We start from the raw sequence: 16,972 nt of genomic DNA on the forward strand, positions 1-16,972 counted from the left end.
CTGCGATGCTCATTTTGATCTCACAGAAATTATTTCAAGGAAGCGACGATGTCTACGAAAGCGATGTTGAATAGAAAGCCGAACCCCTTATTCGTCAGCCAGAACAAGATGAAGCTGGGCGTTTTCGGATTGAATATCGATGGGGGATGCACCTTCAGCGCGGCGCCGGAGCGATTGGCCGCCAACGACTGGACCGGGAATCTGGAGGTGGCCAAGCTGGCCGACGCCGCCGGGCTGGAGGCGCTGGTGCCTGTTGGCCGCTGGCGAGGGTTCGGCGGGAAAAGCAATCCGGAGGGCCTGTCCTACGAAACCTACGCGTGGGCGGCCGGCATGGCGGCGCTGACGGATCAGATCGCCATCATGGCGACATCCCATCTGTCGACCGTGCATCCCTTGTTCGCCGCCAAACAGGCGATGACGATAGACCATATCAGCGGTGGCCGCTTCGGTTTGAACATGATCTGCGGCTGGTTCACCTCCGAGATGGGCATGTTCAATGGCGTGAGTTTGGATAACGAAGCCCGCTATGCCCAGGCTGACGAATGGCTGCACGTTGTGCAAAAGGCGTGGGGCGATCCGGGTGAATTCAATTTCAACGGGCAGTATTTCACGCTAACGAACGCTGTTTCCGACCCCAAGCCGCTAAACCGTCCTTTCCTGATGAACGCAGGCGGCTCGCCGCGCGGAAAACGCTTCTGCGCGCAGCATTGCGATGCAGCGTACCTCATTCTCAAGCATGAGGACGGCGATGACGCGATCCGGGACCAGATCCGCTCCTATCGCGATCTGGCGCGCATCGAGTTCGGCCGCGATCTGAAAATCTGGTGTTACGCCTACGTGGTGCAGCGGGACTCGTTGGAGGAGGCGGAAAAATACCTCGATTACTACGTCAATCAAATGGGCGATGACGAGGCTTGCAGCAATATCACCCGCGAACTCGGCATCAATACCGGCATGTTCGGCTCTACCGAAGAAGCGGAAAGGTTCCGCTACCACATCAAAGCCGGTTTCGCCGGGGTGCCGCTGATCGGCACCCCGGAAATGATCGTCGAGCAATTCAAGCGTTATTCCGAGCTGGGCGTGGACGGAATTTGCCTGACCTGGCTGGATTATCACACCGGGCTGAAAGATTTCGTCCGCGACGTGCTCCCCTTGATGGAGCAAGAAGGTTTGCGCGCGCCTTTCACTCCCGAAACCACACTGATCAAGGTGGCGTGATGAAAAGCATCAAGGAAACAGGCATGGCTTTCGATCTTGTACGACCGGCATTGGTTGAGAAATTGGGAAGCGAGCGAATCGACATCGCGGGAACTGGGCAGCAGGATGCCATCCTGACGGGTTTCAAGAAAGCGATGCGCAGACTGACCGCCACGGTGTCGATCATCACGACCGGAGAGCAGGACCAGCGCTTCGGCATGGTGGCGACCGCGGTGAGCTCGGTGTCCACCGAACCGCCGGCTGTTCTTATCTGCGTCAACCATTCGGCCAGCATGTTCCATCCCTTGATGCGAGCAGGGAGGTTTGCCGTCAACATGCTGACCGTAGAGTCCAATCCGCTGGTGCCTGTCTTCAGCGGCAAGGTGAAGGGCCAGGAGCGCTTCGAATACGGCGACTGGACCAGTTTGAACGGATTGCCATGCCTGAAAAACGCGCAGGCGGTGCTGTGCTGCGCTGTGGTCGATACCTTTACTTACGGCAGCCATGAAATCGTGATTGGACAGGTCAAGGCGGTTGAGGTCGAGGACGAGATTTCGCCGTTGCTGTGGCAGGACGGCAAGTTGGCGGTTTCTCACTTGTTGAATGCGTGATGCGTGGATGAAACAGGCGACAGCGTGTCGTCTCGGAAAAGAATGTCGGACAGGAGAGAGAAATGATTGAAGTCGCAGCCCAAGTGAAAGAAACCGAAGTATCCGTTGAACGGCAGCAGAGCGCCGAAGTCTTTCTGGTCAACGTTGTGCATGTCAACGAGGGCAAGCAAGACTTGGCATTGGATGTGCTGCGTGAGACGGTGACTTACGTTGCCCAGCATTATCCCAGTTTCGAATGGAGCCACTTGTATAAAAGCGTGGATGGTAAGACCGTGATCAATCAGGCGAAATGGTTGAGTCAGGCGGAGTTTGAGACCCTGTTCCAGGATGGCGAATTTCTATCTCGTTACAATAAATTGAAAGAAGCGGGAATTTGGGAGTATCACCTGTATCAGGTGACGGATCATATCCCGTCTCAAATCAAGCAAGCTTGAATATTCTGGCTATGACCGCCGCGGCACCACAGTTTTCAGTGCGTTGCGGCGCTATTTCATTCAAATATGAGTGAGTTGCTTGAGTCATGTGGATGCGGCATCCCTGAGTGGGATGTGTTCGCATATGAAATTGATAAACACCCTCAGTTTTGGCGGCATGTGCCGATTGGAAGGCCATAATACTCTGAATGTTCCGGTATGTTCGGTGTATTCATCGAGAATTGTGCGTAACGTTCCATTCTGTAAAGCATCGCGGATGGAGAAGTCCGGCACACAGGTAATTCCATGGCCTTGGATGGCTGCATAAATAAGGGATTCTATGGTATTGCAGACCATGGACACCGGTATTTTCAATTCGGGGTCGTTTGGATTCTTGCGAAATGGCCAGCGCTCGAACTTGCCGCTGCTGGAGAAGCGATAATGAAAGCACCTGTGCTTTAACAGATCTTGCGGGGATTCCGGCACTCCGTTTCGTTTGAAATATTCCGGCGAGCCTACAATCGCCAGGCGGAAGGAACCCAGGCGGCGCGACATCAATCTGGAGTCATTGGGTTCGCCGGAGCGTATTACGGCATCCAGGCCTTCTTCTATTACGTCCGAGAGGCGGTCGGTGAAGTCGAGTTCGAGTTCGACTTCAGGATAGTGGTGGATGAAATTGGCCAAAATGGGATTCAACAGCCCGCCAACCAGTGGGAGGCTGATTCTTAGCTTTCCCCGTGGCGCTTCTGCCGCATGAGATAGCTCCTGTTTCGCAGCTTCCACTTCGGACAGGATGCGTTTGCATCGTTCGAGGAATAATTCCCCTTCATAAGTCATGGTTATGCTGCGCGTACTGCGGTGCAGCAACCTGACGCCAAGGCGTTCTTCCAATCTGGCCACGCTTTTCCCGACTGCGGACGACGAGATTCCAAGCTGACGGCCTGCGGAAGCGAAATTCCTGCTTTCTGCGACCAGAACGAAGATGGCAAAACCGCTGATGCTGTCCAAATCGAATGCTCCCATTCCGGACTATTTAGTCCATTCATATCGGAATCTTAATCTATTTCAATGGCATGAATAATCTTTTATAGTTTATTCCGTTAACATATTTCTTGATTGGGAATGAAATGCACGGAAATTTATATGTTTATGACGAATGATGATAAATCCGCTGAAATATTCGATCTGCGGAAGCGGGGGTGGGGCAGCCGCATCGACACCGTGGTTGAGCAGGCGTTGAGGGACAAAAGACTAGTCGGCGTGGTGGTGCTGGTCGCACAAGATGGGAAGCTGGTTTATCAGCGGGCGAAAGGCATGTCGAACCGAGAGGCTGGCACACCGATGCAGCTGGACACGCTGTTCCGCCTCGCGTCGGTGTCCAAGCCCATCGTGTCCGCGGCGGCGCTGGCGCTGGTCGCTCAGGGACGCCTCGCGTTGGAAGATGAGGTCAGCCGCTGGTTGCCGGAATTTCGGCCGCGGCTGGCCGGCGGCGCGGAAGCGGCGCTGACGGTGCGCCATCTGCTGACGCACACCGCGGGGCTGACTTACGGCTTCCTGGAGAGGGCGGGTGGCGAAGAATATAAGCGCGCTGGTGTGTCGGATGGCATGGAGTTGTCCGATCTGAGTCTGGAAGAAAATATCCGCCGCATCGCTTCCGCGCCGCTGCTGTACGAACCGGGCACGGCCTGGGGCTATTCCTTGGCTACCGATGTGTTGGGCGCCGTGATCGCGAGAGTGTTTGGGGGCACGCTTGCTGACGCGGTCCGCGTATTGGTCACCGAGCCGCTGGGCATGGGCGAGACCTCGTTTGCCGTGCCTGACCAAACTCGCTTGGCCGCGGCCTATGTCAATGCCGAGCCCGAGCCGAAGCGGATGGGCGAGCTGGAGGTGGTGCCGGTCTTCGAAGGCACTGAGGGCCTGAGCTTCGCGCCAGGGCGGGCGTTTAACGAGTCGGCTTTTCATTCCGGCGGCTCCGGCATGATAGGCACGGCCGGGGAATTTTTGCACTTCCTGGAAACCTTGCGCCAAGGCGGGGGAAATGTGCTGCCGGCGGCTTTGGTCGCGGAGATGGCGAGCAATCAGGCCGGTGGGCTGGAGCTGGCACCGTGGCCCGGCCGCGGCTTTGGCCTGGGCTTCACCATCCTGAAGGATCCGCAGCTGGCCCAGACGCCGGAATCGGCGGGCAGCTGGCGCCTGGGCGGCGCGTATGGCCATTCATGGTTTGTCGACCCTTCGCGCAAGCTGAGCGTGGTGGCGTTCACAAATACGGCGTTCGAAGGCATGTTCGGCCAATTTACCGTGGACTTGTGCAACGCCGTCTATGGCGAGGAATGATTTGCTGGCGCGAGCGGCGTCATAACGTTGCGCGCGTGCCTGGTTCTGATTGTCCGCATCGACCCCCTCCGCCGCTAAGGCTGTTCTTGGCTTGCCTGTCAGGCAGCGGCGGGAATGTTTCCACTCGCTTGTTCAACCCGCCTTGGCCGCTGGTGGTCGGAGCGGCGGAGCGGGGATAAGGGGATGGCTGGCCTGGCCCTGAGGCAGGCCTCTCGATGCTTCGTTTTCTGAATGGAGATAAGCATGCGATTGATTTCGCCCATCTTTTTCATCGCCTTGGGCTTGTTCGGGGTCTATACCATCGAGTTTGGCGTGGTTGGCATCTTGCCTGTCCTGACCAGTAGGTTTGGCGTGAGCATCGCCCAGGCCGGCGCCTTGGTTGGCTTATTCGCATTGATCGTGGCGGCTTGCGGGCCAGTGATGGTGCTTTTTCTGTCGAATTACAACAGGAAGAAGATGCTGGTGTTCTGTCTGATTGTTTTCGCCTTGAGCAGCGTGCTGTCAGCCTATTCCACCTCTTATGCGGTGCTGACATGGTCGAGGATACTGCCCGCACTGTTTCATCCGGTCTATTTCTCATTGGCTTTTGTCGCGGCGGCCTCGTTGTATGAAAAGGAGCATGCGACGCAGGCGGCGGCCAAGGCTTTCGTCGGGACAAGCATGGGCATGGTTTTGGGCGTGCCCATCACTACCTGGATCGCCGCGCGCTTTTCGTACGAAGCCGCTTTTCTATTTTGCACCGCGGTCAATCTCGTGGCGGCGTTGGGGATTATTCTCATGCTGCCTGAGCAAGCGGTCTCGGCCAAGCCGTCGTATGGAAAACAGCTGGCGATACTGAAAAAAGTCCCGCTTTGGCTGAACATCATCGCATCCATGCTGATATTCGCCGCGATGTTTTCCGTCTATAGCTATTCCAGCGAATACCTTGGCCGTGAGACGGGTCTAAAGGCGGAAGTGATCAGCATCTTGCTGGTCGTATTCGGCATCGGCGGGGTGGCAGGCAATTTATTGGCAGGCCGCATGATCGCCAGCAATATGGTGCGCACGACTTTTCTGCACCCCATCGTCTTGGCGATTGCCTATCTGGTGTTGAAGCTGTTCGGCAGCGCGACGCTGGCGCCGATGATCGTGATCATGTTGTTCTGGGGCGGCGCGCATACCAGCGGCCTGATCGTCACGCAGATCTGGTTGACATCGGAAGCCCCTGAAGCGCCCGAATTTGCCACCGGGATCTACATCTCTTTCATCAATCTTGGGGTTACGCTGGGCTCTTTGGCCGGCGGATGGTTCATCACCAATATGGGCATGGCCGGTTCCATATTCTGTGGATGGCTGTTCGCAGTCTGTGCTTTGTTGGTGATCACAGTCAGAGTGCTGTTTTTTGGACGGCGCGGCGAGCTCGCAAAAACCCAGCTTGCAGCTTGATGCTTTTGGCGAGGCTTGAGCGAATTAGCCAAGCATGCATGGGAAGACCAGGCGAAATGGGTTTGGCTGGAGTTATAGTTTCAGGGAAACTATTTGATTGCTTCATTGACATGTTGGTGAGGTGGGATATGAAAATTTTGTCAAAAATATATGGGATTGCTCAAGGTGCTTCAAGCTTGTGTGAATTGCTGGCGGAGTTGAATGAACTATTAGGCTCCTGCATGGGCGTATTTTTTCTTTTTCACCAAGGTAGCCAGAATTTTATCAAGATAGCTTCAAGAGGAATGGAGAAAAATATTGATGGGCGTATTTATGATCATTTAATGAAGAGTTACTTGGGGAGTGATCGGGATACGGTAGTAAGCTTTCTAAGCTTAAATGAAGAGGATGAGCTGCCAAGTACGCTGCAAGTGATGTTGGGTCTGTTTCCACTGAGTGATGATGAGATAGGTGTTCTCAGTTTCGTCAGAGCGCCGGAAGTAGGAAATTATACTGATATGGATCGGGAGGCACTTTTAACCTTGTTGCCGCATATCCGTTGCGTCCAGGGCGTTATTGGTCGGATGCAGAGCTTGGAGCGAATGGCCAAGGCTAGTTTGTCTGTATTTGATCAACTCTCGCAGGGGGTGCTGCTGCTCGATCGTAATGGTCTTGTGATGAGGATGAATAACGAAGCGAGTCGTGTACTCGAGTCAAGAGACGGTGTGTTGCTGCAACAGGATAAATTGATTTTTCAAAGAATCAAATGCCACCGCGAGTCTTTCGGTTACAACAGTGCAGCTTTGGTGCAGGGCATGAATGCCGAGACCAAGACGCTATTGATTGAGCGGCCCTCAGGGAGAAAGGCTTACATTGCTTGGGCGATGTGCGCCAAGTCGGAGGAGCTCGCTTTTGATGCCGCAGGGCTGCATGCTGTGCTGTTGTTGCATGATCCGGAACATCATCGCAACCATCGCTCGGCATTGCAGGACTTGTATGATCTGACTCCTTGTGAAGCGCAGACGGCATCGGCGCTAGGGGCGGGCATTGAGCCGGCGGAAATCGCCAAGCTCCGACGCGTGTCCATCAACACCGTGAGGACACAGCGCGCCCAGATCTATTCGAAATTGGGCATCGAGCGGCAGTGCGAGCTGATCAAGATGGTGCTGGCACTGCCGATGGCGCGTTGATGGTTTTCGGCTCGTAAGGAACTAATCACCTGAGGCATTGAGGCCCGGCGATCATAGCCGGATCAGGCCTTCTTGACGAACTCCGACTTCAGTCCCATCGCGCCGATGCCGTCGATCTTGCAGTCGATGTCGTGGTCGCCGTCCACCAGGCGGATATTCTTGACCTTGGTGCCGACCTTGACCACCAGCGACGAGCCCTTGACCTTCAGGTCCTTGATCACGGTGACGCTGTCGCCATCCTGCAGCACATTGCCGACGGCGTCGCGCACCACGCGGGTTTCCTCCACGGCGGCGGCGGTCTCGCCGGACCACTCATGGGCGCATTCCGGGCAGACGAACAAGGCGCCGTCCTGATAAGTGAATTCCGATCCGCATTGCGGACAGGCGGGCAATTGGCTCATGGTGTTTCCTGACAAATAAAGAATGAAAAACAGCCGCCCGCGCGCGAAAGGCGCAGGGCGGCCGGGGTATTGTAACCTTACTGGCGCAAGGGCTGCAGGTCCGCGTGTTTGAGCGGGGCATGAGCGGCAAAAAAACAGCGCGCCGTCCTGGGGGGCGGCGCGCTTGTCTGGGGCGGTCGGGCCTTATTGGGCGGCCGAGGCCGCCGCTTTGACCGAACTTGCCGGCGCCGAACCGTCGACGGCGTGAACCGCCGGAGCGGAGCTGTCGCTCTTGCCGCCGGGGCTGTCCATCAACTCGTCCAGATTCAGGTTGTCCGCCGGCTGGGTCGGATCAGGCTGCCCCAGCTGCTTGGCGCGCAGCTGCATGTAGACGTCGCGGGTGTAGCTGTAGCGGTCCACCGCGGCGGTATCCAGCAGATTGTCCACGCCCAGATACTTGGCGCGGGTGCTGACGCCATACACGCTGTAGAAGGCGATGGCTTCGTTGGTATTGTGATAGATCAGCTTTTCCGGACCCGGGCCGGCCAGCGAGGTGGTCAGGCCGGCGCTGTCGCGCACGGTGGACGGGCCGAAGAACGGCAGCACGAAGTAGTTGCTGTTTTTCCAGCCCCAGGCGGCCAAGGTGTCGCCAAAGGTGGTCTTGTTGTTCTTCAGGCCGGCCGGCGTGGCGATGTCGAGCAGGCCGAACAAGCCGAAGCCGGTATTGATCGCCACGCGCATGAAGTCGTTGGCGGCTTTTTCCGGTTCGGCGCGCAACACGTTGAAGGCGAAGCTGTAGACGTCCTTCAGGTTGTCGAAGAAATTGCTGACGCCAGTGCGGAGCGGCGAGGGCACTACGGCCTGATAGCCTTGTGCCACCGGCTTGATCACCCACTGGTCCGCTTTGTCGTTGACCGTGAACATCGTCCGATTGTACGGCTCGTAGGGATCGTAGGCGGTGCTGGGATTACTGGCGCAGCCGGCCAGCAACAACGTGGCGGCGACGGCAAGGGTGCGTGCGCGACGCATGTCACTCTCCGGAGGATATGAGCGGTTCAAGATTGTACAGGCTGGCCAGCGAGGACAGGCCGGCCGGCACGCCGCTCAAGGTCAGCCGATGGCCGGCGGCGGCGGAGACGCGATGCGCCTCCAGCAGCAGCGCCAGCGCGGCGGAGTCGGCGGCTTCGATGCCGGACAGGTCCAGCCGCAGCGGGCCTTGCGCCGCCAAACTGGCCAGCGGCGCCAGCACGGCGCCGCTGCTGGCCATGTCGATGCGGCCGGACAGGCTGGCCGCGCCAGGGGCGGTAAGGTTCAGCATCAGCCTTTGCTCTTGGCGGCGGGCGCGGCGGCAACCGGCGCGGCGTTCTTGTCCTGCAGCAGCTTGATCAGGCCATCCACGCCAGTCTTGCGGATCTCCTCGTTGAAGCTGTTGCGGTACACGGTGACCAGGCTGGCGCCTTCCACGCTGACGTTGTAAATCTTCCAGCCCTTGTCGCTCTTGTACATCACGTAGTCCACGGCCACCGGGTTGGCGTTGCCCGGCAGGGTCACGCTGGACTTGACGGTGGCGTCCTTGCCGTTGGCGCTGACGACCGGATTGGGCTGGACGTTGACCTGGGCGGTCTTGAAGCGGGTCATGGTGGTGGAGTAGGTGCGTACCAGCAGGGTCTGGAACTGCTGGGTCAGCTGGTCGCGCTGCTCAGGGGTGGCCTGGCGCCAGCCCAGGCCGACGGCCAGCGCGGTCATGCGCGGGAAGTCGAACAGCGGCACGGCGACGGTTTCGGCTTGCTGGCGGACTTGCTTGGTGTTCTTGCCGTTGTCCTGCTTCAGGATGTCCAGCACCTGGCGCGAGCCGTCCTTGATGATTTCAACCGGATTGTCGGAAGCCGCCAGCACGGAGGTGGAAGACAAGCCGAGCATGAGACAGAGCAGGGTAAATAGCTTTTTCATTTTCAATATTCCATTTTCGCGAATCTTGCGGCGCCGGCCGCAATCATGGCGTCGGCGCCGCGTGGGGGCCGGCAAAGGCCGGACGTTTATTTCGACTGGCTGCTGTTGTCCTTGCCGGTAAAGCCGGTCATGAATTTGCCGATCAGCTGTTCCAGCACCATGGCCGAGGAGGTGATGGTGATGATGCCGCCCGGCGCCAGATTGTTTTCCGAGCCGCCCTGCTGCAGGCCGATGTACTGCTCGCCCAGCAGGCCGGAGGTCAGGATGGAGGCGCTGACGTCGTCGCTGAGCAGATACTGCTTGTCGATGTTCATCGCCACGCGGGCGCGGTAAGTTTTGGGGTCGAGCCGGATGTCGGTCACGCGGCCCACCACCACGCCGGCTTCCTTGACCGGCGCCTTCGCCTTCAGGCCGCCGACGTTGTCGAAGTCGGCGTATACCACATACGTTTGCGAGGCGCTTTGCGGCGTCAGGTTAGCCACTTTCAGCGACAGGAAGGTCACGGCGGCAATGCCCAATGCGACAAAGATGCCGACCCATAGATCAATGGTAGAGCGTTTCATTCGTTTTTTTCCTAGAACATGAAGGCGGTCAGCACGAAGTCCAGCGCCAGGATCACCAGTGCCGAGGTGACCACGGTGCGGGTGGTGGCGGCCGACACGCCGGCGGCGGTCGGATTGGCGTCGTAACCTTCGAACACGGCGATCAGCGTGACGGCCACGCCGAAGCACAGGCTCTTGATCAGGCCGTTGATCACGTCATAGTGCAGGTCCACATTGCCCTGCATCTGCGACCAGAAGGTGCCGGCATCCAGGCCTATCATCACCACGCCCACCAGATAGCCGCCGAACACGCCGACGACGTTGAACAGCGCGGCCAGGATGGGCATGGAGATCACGCCGGCCCAGAAGCGCGGCGCGACGACGCGGGCGATCGGGTCCACCGCCATCACGCTCATCGCGTCCAGCTGCTCGGTGGTTTTCATCAGGCCGATTTCGGCCGTCATCGCGCTGCCGGCGCGGCTGGCGAACAAGAGCGCGGCCAGCACCGGTCCCAGCTCGCGCAGCAGCGCCAGCGCCACCATGGCGCCCAGCGCGTCGGCGGAGCCGAACTTGACCAGCGTGGTGTAGCCCTGCAGGCCCAGCACCATGCCGACGAACAGGCCGGACACCACGATGATGATCAGCGACATCACGCCGGCGAAGTAGATCTCGCGGATGGTCAGCTGCAGCCGCAGCAGGCTCTGCCCGCTGTTGGCCAGGATGGCCAGCAGGAAACGGCTGATAAAGCCCAGCCGCCACACCGCGTTGATGGTGAGGTGGCCGAGGCGGCGCAGCGGCGAAGTCATCCAATCAAGCATGTGCGCCTCCTTGCAGGCCCAGGTCGGCCGCCAGGGCGGTGGCGGCCGGATAACTGTAATGCACCGGGCCATCGGCCTCGCCGTTGACGAACTGGCGCACCCACGGCGAATCGGAGTTGCGCACTTCTTCCGGCGAACCTTGGGCGATGACTTGGCCGCCGGCGACGAACAGCACGTGATCGACGATTTCCAGCGACTTGTGCACGTCGTGCGTCACCATCACCGCGGTGGTGCCGAGCGCGTCGTTGAGTTTCTTGATCAACAGCGCGATCACGCCCAGCGAGATCGGGTCCAGGCCGGTGAACGGCTCGTCGTACAGCATCAGCTGCGGATCGAGCGCGATGGCGCGCGCCAGCGCCACGCGGCGCGCCATGCCGCCGGACAGCTCGGCCGGCATCAGCTTTTGGGTGCCGCGCAGGCCTACCGCCTCCAGCTTCAGGGTGACGAGATCGCGGATCATGCTTTCCGGCAGCTTGGTGTGCTCGCGCAGCGGGAAGGCGACGTTCTCCGCCACGTTGAGGTCGGTGAACAGCGCGCCAAACTGGAACAGCATGCCCATGCGGCGGCGGTGCTGGTACAGGTCGGCCTTGCTCATCCGCGCGATGTCCACGCCGTCGATCAGCACCTGGCCGGATTGCGGCCGGATCTGGCCGGAGATCAGCCGCAGCAGCGTGGTCTTGCCGCTGCCGCTGCCGCCCATGACGGCAACCAGCTTGCCGCGCGGCACGCCGAGAGTGAGGTTTTTCAGGATGGGCCGGTCGCCGTAGGCGAAGCTGACGTTCCTGAATTCAATGAAATAGTCTGAGGACACGAAATTTCCAAACAGCTTGCAAGGAGAGTCCGCTGTATGACCCGAGCGGTACGGCGAAATTCCGCCGTTGGCGCCGCGGTGGCGGAACGGAGCTGCGACGCGAGGAAGTACACGGCAATCGCCGGGCGGGCCGATTTTATGGAAGCGTGCTATTCCGTACGCGAATAGCCGGATTTTATAGCGTTGGCGGCTTAGCGCCAAATATAGCTATGTTACCAAGTGCAAAATTGACGCAGCATCAACAATATTGACATTGTTTGATTGACAGCGGGGGCCGGAGCGTGTCCGGCGGGCGGGCGCCGCCGCAGGGGAGATGACGGGCCGGCAGGGCCAGCCCGTCCACGGTTTACACGCCGCGCAGCAGTTCGTTGATGCTGGTCTTGCTGCGGGTCTGCGCATCCACTTTCTTGACGATCACGGCGCAGTACAGGCTGTGGCTGCCGTCCTTGGACGGCAGGTTGCCGGACACCACCACCGAGCCCGGCGGCACGCGGCCGTACATCACTTCGCCGGTTTCGCGGTCGTAGATCTTGGTGGACTGGCCGATGTAGACGCCCATCGAGATGACCGAGCCTTCGCCGACGATCACGCCTTCGACGATTTCCGAGCGCGCGCCGATGAAGCAGTTGTCCTCGATGATGGTCGGGTTGGCCTGCAGCGGCTCCAGCACGCCGCCGATGCCGACGCCGCCGGACAGGTGCACGTTCTTGCCGATCTGGGCGCAGGAGCCGACGGTGGCCCAGGTGTCCACCATGGTGCCTTCATCGACATAGGCGCCGATGTTGACGTAGGACGGCATCAGCACGGTGTTCTTGGCGATGAAGCTGCCCTTGCGCGCCACGGCGCCCGGCACCACGCGGAAACCGGCTTCCTGGAAGCGGGCCTGGCTCCACTCGGCGAACTTGGTGTCCACCTTGTCGAAATAGCGGTTGACGCCGTCGTCCAGCACGGCGTTGTCGCGGATACGGAAGGACAGCAGCACGGCTTTCTTCACCCACTGGTTCACCACCCATTCGTCGCCATGTTTCTCCGCGACGCGCAGGTGGCCGTTGTCCAGTTCTGCGATGACCTGCTCGATGGCGGCTTTCAGTTCCGGCGATACGGTGGCGGGGGTGATTTCGGCGCGTTTCTCGAATGCCTGCTCGATCAGGCTTTGGATCGGATGCATCTGGTTCAGTCCTTTGGCAATGTGAATCGAAGTCGTCATCTAAATCATTCAATCTGGTCGGGGTGGTTCGAAAGCTCAGGCCGAGCTGGCCGGCTGGCGGCTGCGGCAGAACGCAACCATTCTATGCGCGGCGGCCAGGCACTCCGCCGTCTCGGCCACCAGCGCGATGCGGATATAGCCGCGGCCGGGGTTGCCGCCGTGGGCGTCGCGGGCCAGGTAGCTGCCCGGCAGCACCGTCACGTGTTCTTGTTCGAACAGCGCGCGGGCGAAGCCGACGTCGTCGCCGTCCGGCACCTTGGCCCACAGGTAAAAGCCGGCATCGGGCATGGCGACGTCCAGCACCGGCGCCAACAGCGGCAGCACGGCGGCGAATTTGGCGGCATAGGCCGCCCGGTTGGACTCGACATGCGCCTCGTCGTTCCAGGCGGCGATGCTGGCCGCTTGCACCGTCAGGCTCATCGCGCTGCCGTGATAGGTGCGGTACAGCAGGAATTTTTCCAGGATGGTCGCGTCGCCGGCGACGAAGCCGGAGCGCATGCCCGGCACATTGGAGCGCTTGGACAGGCTGGTCAGCATCACCAGCCTGTCCAAGCCGCGGCCCAGCGCGCGCGCGGCGGACAGGCCGCCCAGCGGGGGCTGTTCGAAGTAAATTTCCGAATAGCACTCGTCGCTGGCGATCACGAAGCCGTAGCGGTCGGACAGCGCGAACAGCTTGTCCCAGTCCGCCAGGCCCATCACCGCGCCGGTGGGGTTGCCCGGGCTGCAGACGATCACCAACTGAGCGCGGCGCCAGACGGTGTCCGGCACGCTGTCCCAGTCTGGCTGAAAGCGACGCGCCGCCTCGCAGTTCAGGTAGTACGGCTCGGCGCCGGCCAGCAGTGCCGCGCCCTCGTAAATCTGGTAAAAAGGATTGGGAGAGATCACTACCGGTTTGTCGCCGCCGCTGGCGTCGATCAAACACTGCGTCAGCGCGAACAATGCCTCGCGGCTGCCGTTGACCGGCAGCACCTGGCGCGCCGGGTCCAGCGCCACGCCATAGCGGCGCTCGGCCCAGGCGGCGCAGGCCTGGCGCAAGGCCGGGGAGCCCTGGGTGGCCGGATAGCCGGACAAGCCGGCCAGATTGGCGCACAGCGCGTCCTTCACCAACTGCGGCGCCGGGTGCTTGGGCTCGCCCATGGCCAGGCTGATGTGCGGCAGCTCGGATGGCGGCTCGGCGCCAGCCAGCAGCGCGGCCAGCCTTTGGAACGGGTACGGATGCAATTGGGCCAGGCGGGGGTTCAAGGCGTCTCTCCATCAAAAATTCGGCACGGCAATCGACCATCTTAAGAACAGCGATGACACCTGTAAAACAAAAATTTCTCGCCACTTCCGGCATCCTCACCACGGCGCTGGTATGGGCGCTGATGTGGTACCCGTTCCGCAGCCTCAGCCAACAGGGCGTCAGCGTGCCGATGGCCTCCTTGGGAACGTATCTGATCACCATCGCCCTGGGCGTGACGTTGTTCTTCAAGCTGTACCGGCGGCAGTTCCGTTTCCAGCCGTCCCTGTTGTTGCTGATGTTGGTATTCGGCTGGTGCAACTTCAGCTACACCATGGCTGTGGCCGAGGGGCAGGTGATGCGCGTGCTGCTGTTGTTTTACTTGTCGCCGCTGTGGACAGCGCTGTTTTCGCGATTATTGCTGCATGAGAAGCTGACCCGAAGCGGCTGGTTGGTGGTGGCGCTGTCGCTGCTGGGGTGCTTTGTGTTCCTCTACCGGCCTGGGTTGTTGTCCGGCGCCTTGCCGTTGACGCAGGGTTACGAATGGCTGGCGTTGTCAGGCGGCATGGCTTTCGCCTTCGGCAACGTGGTCAGCCGCAGGCTGCACACCATTCCGATCGCGGTGAAGTCGGCGACCATCTGGTTCGGCGTGGCGTTTTTTGGCGCGGCCAGCCTGTTCCAGAGCGGCGAGCTGGCCAGCATGTTGACCATCCCGCCGCAGAGCTGGCTGGTGCTGGCCATTTTGGGGGTGGTGTTGCTGTGCACCAGCGTGATTTCGCAAAATGGCGTGTCCATCCTGCCGGCGACGCAGGCGATGACGTTGATGCTGATGGAGCTGGTGTTCGCCGCGATATCGGCCTATCTGCTGGCCGGCGAAGCGATGACGCTGCAGGAGTGGTTCGGCGGCGCCTTGATCGCCGGCGCCAGCCTGCTGTCCGGCAAGATGACGCAGCCCGCGCCGCATTCCCGCCCGCAAACCGCGCCATGACATGAAGACTGGAGACAAGATGCAGATCAGACTGATGGCGCCGCAGGACTTCGCGGCGTTCTGGCCGATATTCCGCGACATCGTGGCCGCGCGCGAAACCTATGCTTTCGATCCCGAGATGGACGAAGCAAGCGCCCGCCTGCTGTGGTGCGAAACGCCGCTGGAGACTTGGTTGGTGGAGGAGCAGGGGGAGATCCTGGGCAGCTATTTTCTGAAACCCAATGCCGCAGGCCCGGGTGGGCATGTCGGCAATTGCGGCTATATGGTGTCGCCGGCCGCGCGCGGCAAGGGCGTGGCCCGCGCCATGTGCGAGCATTCGCAGCAGCGCGCGCGGACGCGCGGCTTTCTGGCCCTGCAGTTCAATAGCGTGGTGGCCTGCAATGCGCCGGCGGTGGCGCTGTGGCAGAAGATGGGTTTCGACATCGTCGGCCGGTTGCCGCGCGCCTATCGCCATGCGACGCAAGGGCTGGTGGACTGCCTGGTGATGTACAAGTGGCTGGGGGAGGAAAACAAGCCGGCGATGCCTGAGCCGGTCCAGCTGATCGGGCGCAAGAATATCGAGGCGCTGGTGTCGCGGCGGCGCAGGCGGGAGGGATGAAATGGAAAACCGCCCGCCCGGCGTGCTGCCGGCCAGGCGGTAGCGGCGAGGCTTACAGGCTGCTCAGATACTGCTGCAGCGCCTTGATGTTGGCCTCGTAGGCGGCCGGCGAGCCCAGTTCGACGCCGCCGCTGCGCACGTAGTACGCAAACGGCACGGCGCGGGTATCGAAGAACGGCAGGAAATCATCCGGCTGCAGCGTGGTGCCGTTCAGGCCAATCGCCCAGTTGTTGGCCTTGTAGCGGTTCAGCTGCTCGATCACGCCATGCACGGCCAGCCCCTCGGCGCTGCGGATCAGCGCGATGTAGTGGTTCAGCGTGTCGATGTTGGTCTGATAGGCGGTCGGCTCTCCCACGCTGACGCCCTTGGCGCGCACATAGTAGGAGAACGGCAGGTTGCGCTCGGTGAAGAAGGACAGGAAGCCGTCCGGCGCCAGGGTGTCGCCGTTCAGGCCGATGGCCCAGTTCTTGGACTGATAGTCCTTCAACTGTTTGATGATTTCGTTGCTGGCTTCGATGGCCTGTTTGGCCGGGACGTTCACTGCGGTGATCTGGCTCATTTCTGCGCTCCTGAATGGGTTGAGTGACAGGAAATGCGTGTTGCCCGGGTATGCGTATCGCTAGCCTTCATGTTTGCCATCCTGCAGGAGTGGATCGATTGGCGTCGATCAGGCAGGGCCAGGATAGCCTGGGGGGAGCGGAGGAGATACTGCCAGATAGGTTAGGTGTATTTTGAGAATTAAATGCTATAAAAATCTTCAGTATTGAAATCCTGTTTCAATAGCTATTCATTTTTTGATATAAGGCTTGAGTGTTGCCGCGCCGCGGATGGCGGCGCTGCCTGCTCAATAGTGCGGCGGGATTTCGTCGCGCAGCGAGGTGGCGGGGCCGTCGTCCGGCTGCGCGCTTCTGAACTGCTGGTACAGCAGGCGGATCTGCTGTTGCAGCAGGTCGATTTCCTTCTGCTGGCGGGCGACGGTGGCGTTGAGCGCGTCCAAGAGCTCGTCCTGGAAGGCGAGGCGCACTTCCAGCGCCTCGACGCGGTTTTCGGTATTGGTGTCCATGCCCGCCATTCTACAACACCATGGCCGCGATCCAGCCCGCCGCCATCAGCGGCAGGTTGAAATGCAGGAAGGTGGGCAGCACGGTGTCGCGGATGTGGTCGTGCTGGCCGTCCAGGCTCAGGCCGGAGGTCGGCCCCATGGTGGAGTCCGATGCCGGCGAACCGGCGTCGCCCAAGGCGCCAGCGGTGCCGATGATGGCCACGGTGGCCAGCGGCGAGAAGCCCAGGTGCGCGCACAGCGGCACATA

At 60.3% G+C, this 16,972-nt stretch carries 21 protein-coding genes; 8 read left to right on the forward strand and 13 right to left on the reverse strand.

What is annotated here, in order from left to right:
• Window positions 1-48 precede the first annotated feature (48 nt).
• From JHD59_RS12220 to JHD59_RS12230, 3 genes are all read left to right on the forward strand, one after another.
• Entirely contained in the window at window positions 49-1,218 is a 1,170-nt protein-coding gene (locus tag JHD59_RS12220) for an LLM class flavin-dependent oxidoreductase (RefSeq protein ID WP_199154436.1), read from the forward strand.
• Entirely contained in the window at window positions 1,218-1,808 is a 591-nt protein-coding gene (locus tag JHD59_RS12225) for a flavin reductase family protein (RefSeq protein ID WP_199154437.1), read from the forward strand. Before JHD59_RS12220 ends, JHD59_RS12225 begins: the two co-directional genes overlap by 1 nt.
• Window positions 1,809-1,870: 62 nt before the next feature.
• Window positions 1,871-2,242, forward strand: a complete 372-nt coding sequence (locus JHD59_RS12230; RefSeq protein WP_199154438.1) for an antibiotic biosynthesis monooxygenase — start codon at window positions 1,871-1,873, stop codon at window positions 2,240-2,242.
• 84 nt (window positions 2,243-2,326) lie between these two features.
• On the opposite strand, the gene JHD59_RS12235 is transcribed toward JHD59_RS12230, so the two are convergent.
• On the reverse strand, window positions 2,327-3,229 hold the full coding sequence (locus tag JHD59_RS12235; protein ID WP_199154439.1) for a LysR family transcriptional regulator: 903 nt from the start codon (window positions 3,227-3,229) through the stop codon (window positions 2,327-2,329).
• Window positions 3,230-3,343: 114 nt separating this feature from the next.
• Between JHD59_RS12235 and JHD59_RS12240 the strand changes: the two genes are divergently transcribed.
• The 3 genes from JHD59_RS12240 to JHD59_RS12250 all read left to right on the forward strand — a co-directional run bounded on the left by JHD59_RS12240 (window position 3,344) and on the right by JHD59_RS12250 (window position 7,149).
• Window positions 3,344-4,555 carry a serine hydrolase gene (locus tag JHD59_RS12240; protein WP_199154440.1) on the forward strand — a complete coding sequence of 404 codons (1,212 nt, stop codon included), beginning with the start codon at window positions 3,344-3,346 and terminating at the stop codon, window positions 4,553-4,555.
• 243 nt (window positions 4,556-4,798) lie between these two features.
• The gene (locus JHD59_RS12245; protein WP_199154441.1) at window positions 4,799-5,980 is read left to right on the forward strand and encodes an MFS transporter; all 1,182 of its coding nucleotides are present in this window, start codon (window positions 4,799-4,801) and stop codon (window positions 5,978-5,980) included.
• Window positions 5,981-6,108: 128 nt separating this feature from the next.
• On the forward strand, window positions 6,109-7,149 hold the full coding sequence (locus JHD59_RS12250) for a LuxR C-terminal-related transcriptional regulator (protein WP_199154442.1): 1,041 nt from the start codon (window positions 6,109-6,111) through the stop codon (window positions 7,147-7,149).
• A gap of 62 nt (window positions 7,150-7,211) precedes the next feature.
• On the opposite strand, the gene JHD59_RS12255 is transcribed toward JHD59_RS12250, so the two are convergent.
• From JHD59_RS12255 to dapC, 9 genes are all read right to left on the reverse strand, one after another.
• Window positions 7,212-7,550, reverse strand: a complete 339-nt coding sequence (locus JHD59_RS12255; RefSeq protein ID WP_199154443.1) for a zinc ribbon domain-containing protein YjdM — start codon at window positions 7,548-7,550, stop codon at window positions 7,212-7,214.
• A gap of 183 nt (window positions 7,551-7,733) precedes the next feature.
• The gene (locus JHD59_RS12260; RefSeq protein WP_199154444.1) at window positions 7,734-8,558 is read right to left on the reverse strand and encodes a VacJ family lipoprotein; all 825 of its coding nucleotides are present in this window, start codon (window positions 8,556-8,558) and stop codon (window positions 7,734-7,736) included.
• 1 nt (window position 8,559) lies between these two features.
• Window positions 8,560-8,847, reverse strand: coding sequence for a lipid asymmetry maintenance protein MlaB (locus JHD59_RS12265; protein WP_199154445.1), 288 nt, complete (start codon window positions 8,845-8,847; stop codon window positions 8,560-8,562).
• Window positions 8,847-9,479 (reverse strand): phospholipid-binding protein MlaC, encoded by a 633-nt coding sequence (locus tag JHD59_RS12270; protein WP_199154446.1) that lies wholly within the window; start codon window positions 9,477-9,479, stop codon window positions 8,847-8,849. Before JHD59_RS12270 ends, JHD59_RS12265 begins: the two co-directional genes overlap by 1 nt.
• Window positions 9,480-9,565: 86 nt before the next feature.
• A complete protein-coding gene (gene mlaD, locus JHD59_RS12275; RefSeq protein ID WP_199154447.1) occupies window positions 9,566-10,042 on the reverse strand; it encodes an outer membrane lipid asymmetry maintenance protein MlaD in 477 nt (158 codons plus the stop codon).
• An 11-nt stretch (window positions 10,043-10,053) separates the two neighbouring features.
• Window positions 10,054-10,839: a lipid asymmetry maintenance ABC transporter permease subunit MlaE gene (gene mlaE / locus JHD59_RS12280; RefSeq protein WP_043626820.1), complete on the reverse strand. Its 786-nt coding sequence runs from the start codon at window positions 10,837-10,839 to the stop codon at window positions 10,054-10,056.
• The gene (locus JHD59_RS12285; protein WP_199154448.1) at window positions 10,832-11,650 is read right to left on the reverse strand and encodes an ABC transporter ATP-binding protein; all 819 of its coding nucleotides are present in this window, start codon (window positions 11,648-11,650) and stop codon (window positions 10,832-10,834) included. Before JHD59_RS12285 ends, mlaE begins: the two co-directional genes overlap by 8 nt.
• A gap of 346 nt (window positions 11,651-11,996) precedes the next feature.
• Window positions 11,997-12,818, reverse strand: coding sequence for a 2,3,4,5-tetrahydropyridine-2,6-dicarboxylate N-succinyltransferase (dapD, locus tag JHD59_RS12290; RefSeq protein ID WP_103318081.1), 822 nt, complete (start codon window positions 12,816-12,818; stop codon window positions 11,997-11,999).
• Between the two features lie 75 nt (window positions 12,819-12,893).
• Window positions 12,894-14,099 carry a succinyldiaminopimelate transaminase gene (gene dapC, locus JHD59_RS12295; protein WP_199154449.1) on the reverse strand — a complete coding sequence of 402 codons (1,206 nt, stop codon included), beginning with the start codon at window positions 14,097-14,099 and terminating at the stop codon, window positions 12,894-12,896.
• Window positions 14,100-14,152: 53 nt separating this feature from the next.
• On the opposite strand from dapC, the gene JHD59_RS12300 reads away from it, so the two are divergent.
• Both JHD59_RS12300 and JHD59_RS12305 read left to right on the forward strand, forming a co-directional pair.
• On the forward strand, window positions 14,153-15,064 hold the full coding sequence (locus JHD59_RS12300) for a DMT family transporter (RefSeq protein WP_199154450.1): 912 nt from the start codon (window positions 14,153-14,155) through the stop codon (window positions 15,062-15,064).
• 19 nt (window positions 15,065-15,083) lie between these two features.
• Window positions 15,084-15,662 carry a GNAT family N-acetyltransferase gene (locus tag JHD59_RS12305; RefSeq protein WP_233164051.1) on the forward strand — a complete coding sequence of 193 codons (579 nt, stop codon included), beginning with the start codon at window positions 15,084-15,086 and terminating at the stop codon, window positions 15,660-15,662.
• Between the two features lie 52 nt (window positions 15,663-15,714).
• On the opposite strand, the gene JHD59_RS12310 is transcribed toward JHD59_RS12305, so the two are convergent.
• From JHD59_RS12310 to JHD59_RS12320, 3 genes are all read right to left on the reverse strand, one after another.
• On the reverse strand, window positions 15,715-16,221 hold the full coding sequence (locus tag JHD59_RS12310; RefSeq protein WP_103318087.1) for a hypothetical protein: 507 nt from the start codon (window positions 16,219-16,221) through the stop codon (window positions 15,715-15,717).
• A 285-nt stretch (window positions 16,222-16,506) separates the two neighbouring features.
• A complete protein-coding gene (locus JHD59_RS12315) occupies window positions 16,507-16,725 on the reverse strand; it encodes a SlyX family protein (protein WP_103318122.1) in 219 nt (72 codons plus the stop codon).
• 10 nt (window positions 16,726-16,735) lie between these two features.
• A partial coding sequence (locus JHD59_RS12320; protein WP_304491596.1) for a Na+/H+ antiporter NhaC family protein occupies window positions 16,736-16,972 on the reverse strand: 237 nt, incomplete at its 5' end.

Source organism: Chromobacterium sp. ASV23, assembly GCF_016428945.1.
GTDB lineage: Bacteria > Pseudomonadota > Gammaproteobacteria > Burkholderiales > Chromobacteriaceae > Chromobacterium > Chromobacterium sinusclupearum.

What these genes read in the sequence shown, in the direction of transcription:
- mlaE (WP_043626820.1), bottom strand. Translation starts at nt 10,839, where the DNA reads ATGCTTGATTGGATGACTTCGCCGCTGCGCCGCCTCGGCCACCTCACC.
- JHD59_RS12225 (WP_199154437.1), top strand. Translation starts at nt 1,218, where the DNA reads ATGAAAAGCATCAAGGAAACAGGCATGGCTTTCGATCTTGTACGACCG.
- JHD59_RS12265 (WP_199154445.1), bottom strand. Translation starts at nt 8,847, where the DNA reads ATGCTGAACCTTACCGCCCCTGGCGCGGCCAGCCTGTCCGGCCGCATC.
- mlaD (WP_199154447.1), bottom strand. Translation starts at nt 10,042, where the DNA reads ATGAAACGCTCTACCATTGATCTATGGGTCGGCATCTTTGTCGCATTG.
- JHD59_RS12260 (WP_199154444.1), bottom strand. Translation starts at nt 8,558, where the DNA reads ATGCGTCGCGCACGCACCCTTGCCGTCGCCGCCACGTTGTTGCTGGCC.
- JHD59_RS12270 (WP_199154446.1), bottom strand. Translation starts at nt 9,479, where the DNA reads ATGAAAAAGCTATTTACCCTGCTCTGTCTCATGCTCGGCTTGTCTTCC.
- JHD59_RS12315 (WP_103318122.1), bottom strand. Translation starts at nt 16,725, where the DNA reads ATGGACACCAATACCGAAAACCGCGTCGAGGCGCTGGAAGTGCGCCTC.
- JHD59_RS12255 (WP_199154443.1), bottom strand. Translation starts at nt 7,550, where the DNA reads ATGAGCCAATTGCCCGCCTGTCCGCAATGCGGATCGGAATTCACTTAT.
- JHD59_RS12305 (WP_233164051.1), top strand. Translation starts at nt 15,084, where the DNA reads ATGCAGATCAGACTGATGGCGCCGCAGGACTTCGCGGCGTTCTGGCCG.
- JHD59_RS12245 (WP_199154441.1), top strand. Translation starts at nt 4,799, where the DNA reads ATGCGATTGATTTCGCCCATCTTTTTCATCGCCTTGGGCTTGTTCGGG.
- JHD59_RS12250 (WP_199154442.1), top strand. Translation starts at nt 6,109, where the DNA reads ATGAAAATTTTGTCAAAAATATATGGGATTGCTCAAGGTGCTTCAAGC.
- dapD (WP_103318081.1), bottom strand. Translation starts at nt 12,818, where the DNA reads ATGCATCCGATCCAAAGCCTGATCGAGCAGGCATTCGAGAAACGCGCC.
- JHD59_RS12230 (WP_199154438.1), top strand. Translation starts at nt 1,871, where the DNA reads ATGATTGAAGTCGCAGCCCAAGTGAAAGAAACCGAAGTATCCGTTGAA.
- JHD59_RS12310 (WP_103318087.1), bottom strand. Translation starts at nt 16,221, where the DNA reads ATGAGCCAGATCACCGCAGTGAACGTCCCGGCCAAACAGGCCATCGAA.
- JHD59_RS12220 (WP_199154436.1), top strand. Translation starts at nt 49, where the DNA reads ATGTCTACGAAAGCGATGTTGAATAGAAAGCCGAACCCCTTATTCGTC.
- JHD59_RS12300 (WP_199154450.1), top strand. Translation starts at nt 14,153, where the DNA reads ATGACACCTGTAAAACAAAAATTTCTCGCCACTTCCGGCATCCTCACC.
- JHD59_RS12240 (WP_199154440.1), top strand. Translation starts at nt 3,344, where the DNA reads ATGAAATGCACGGAAATTTATATGTTTATGACGAATGATGATAAATCC.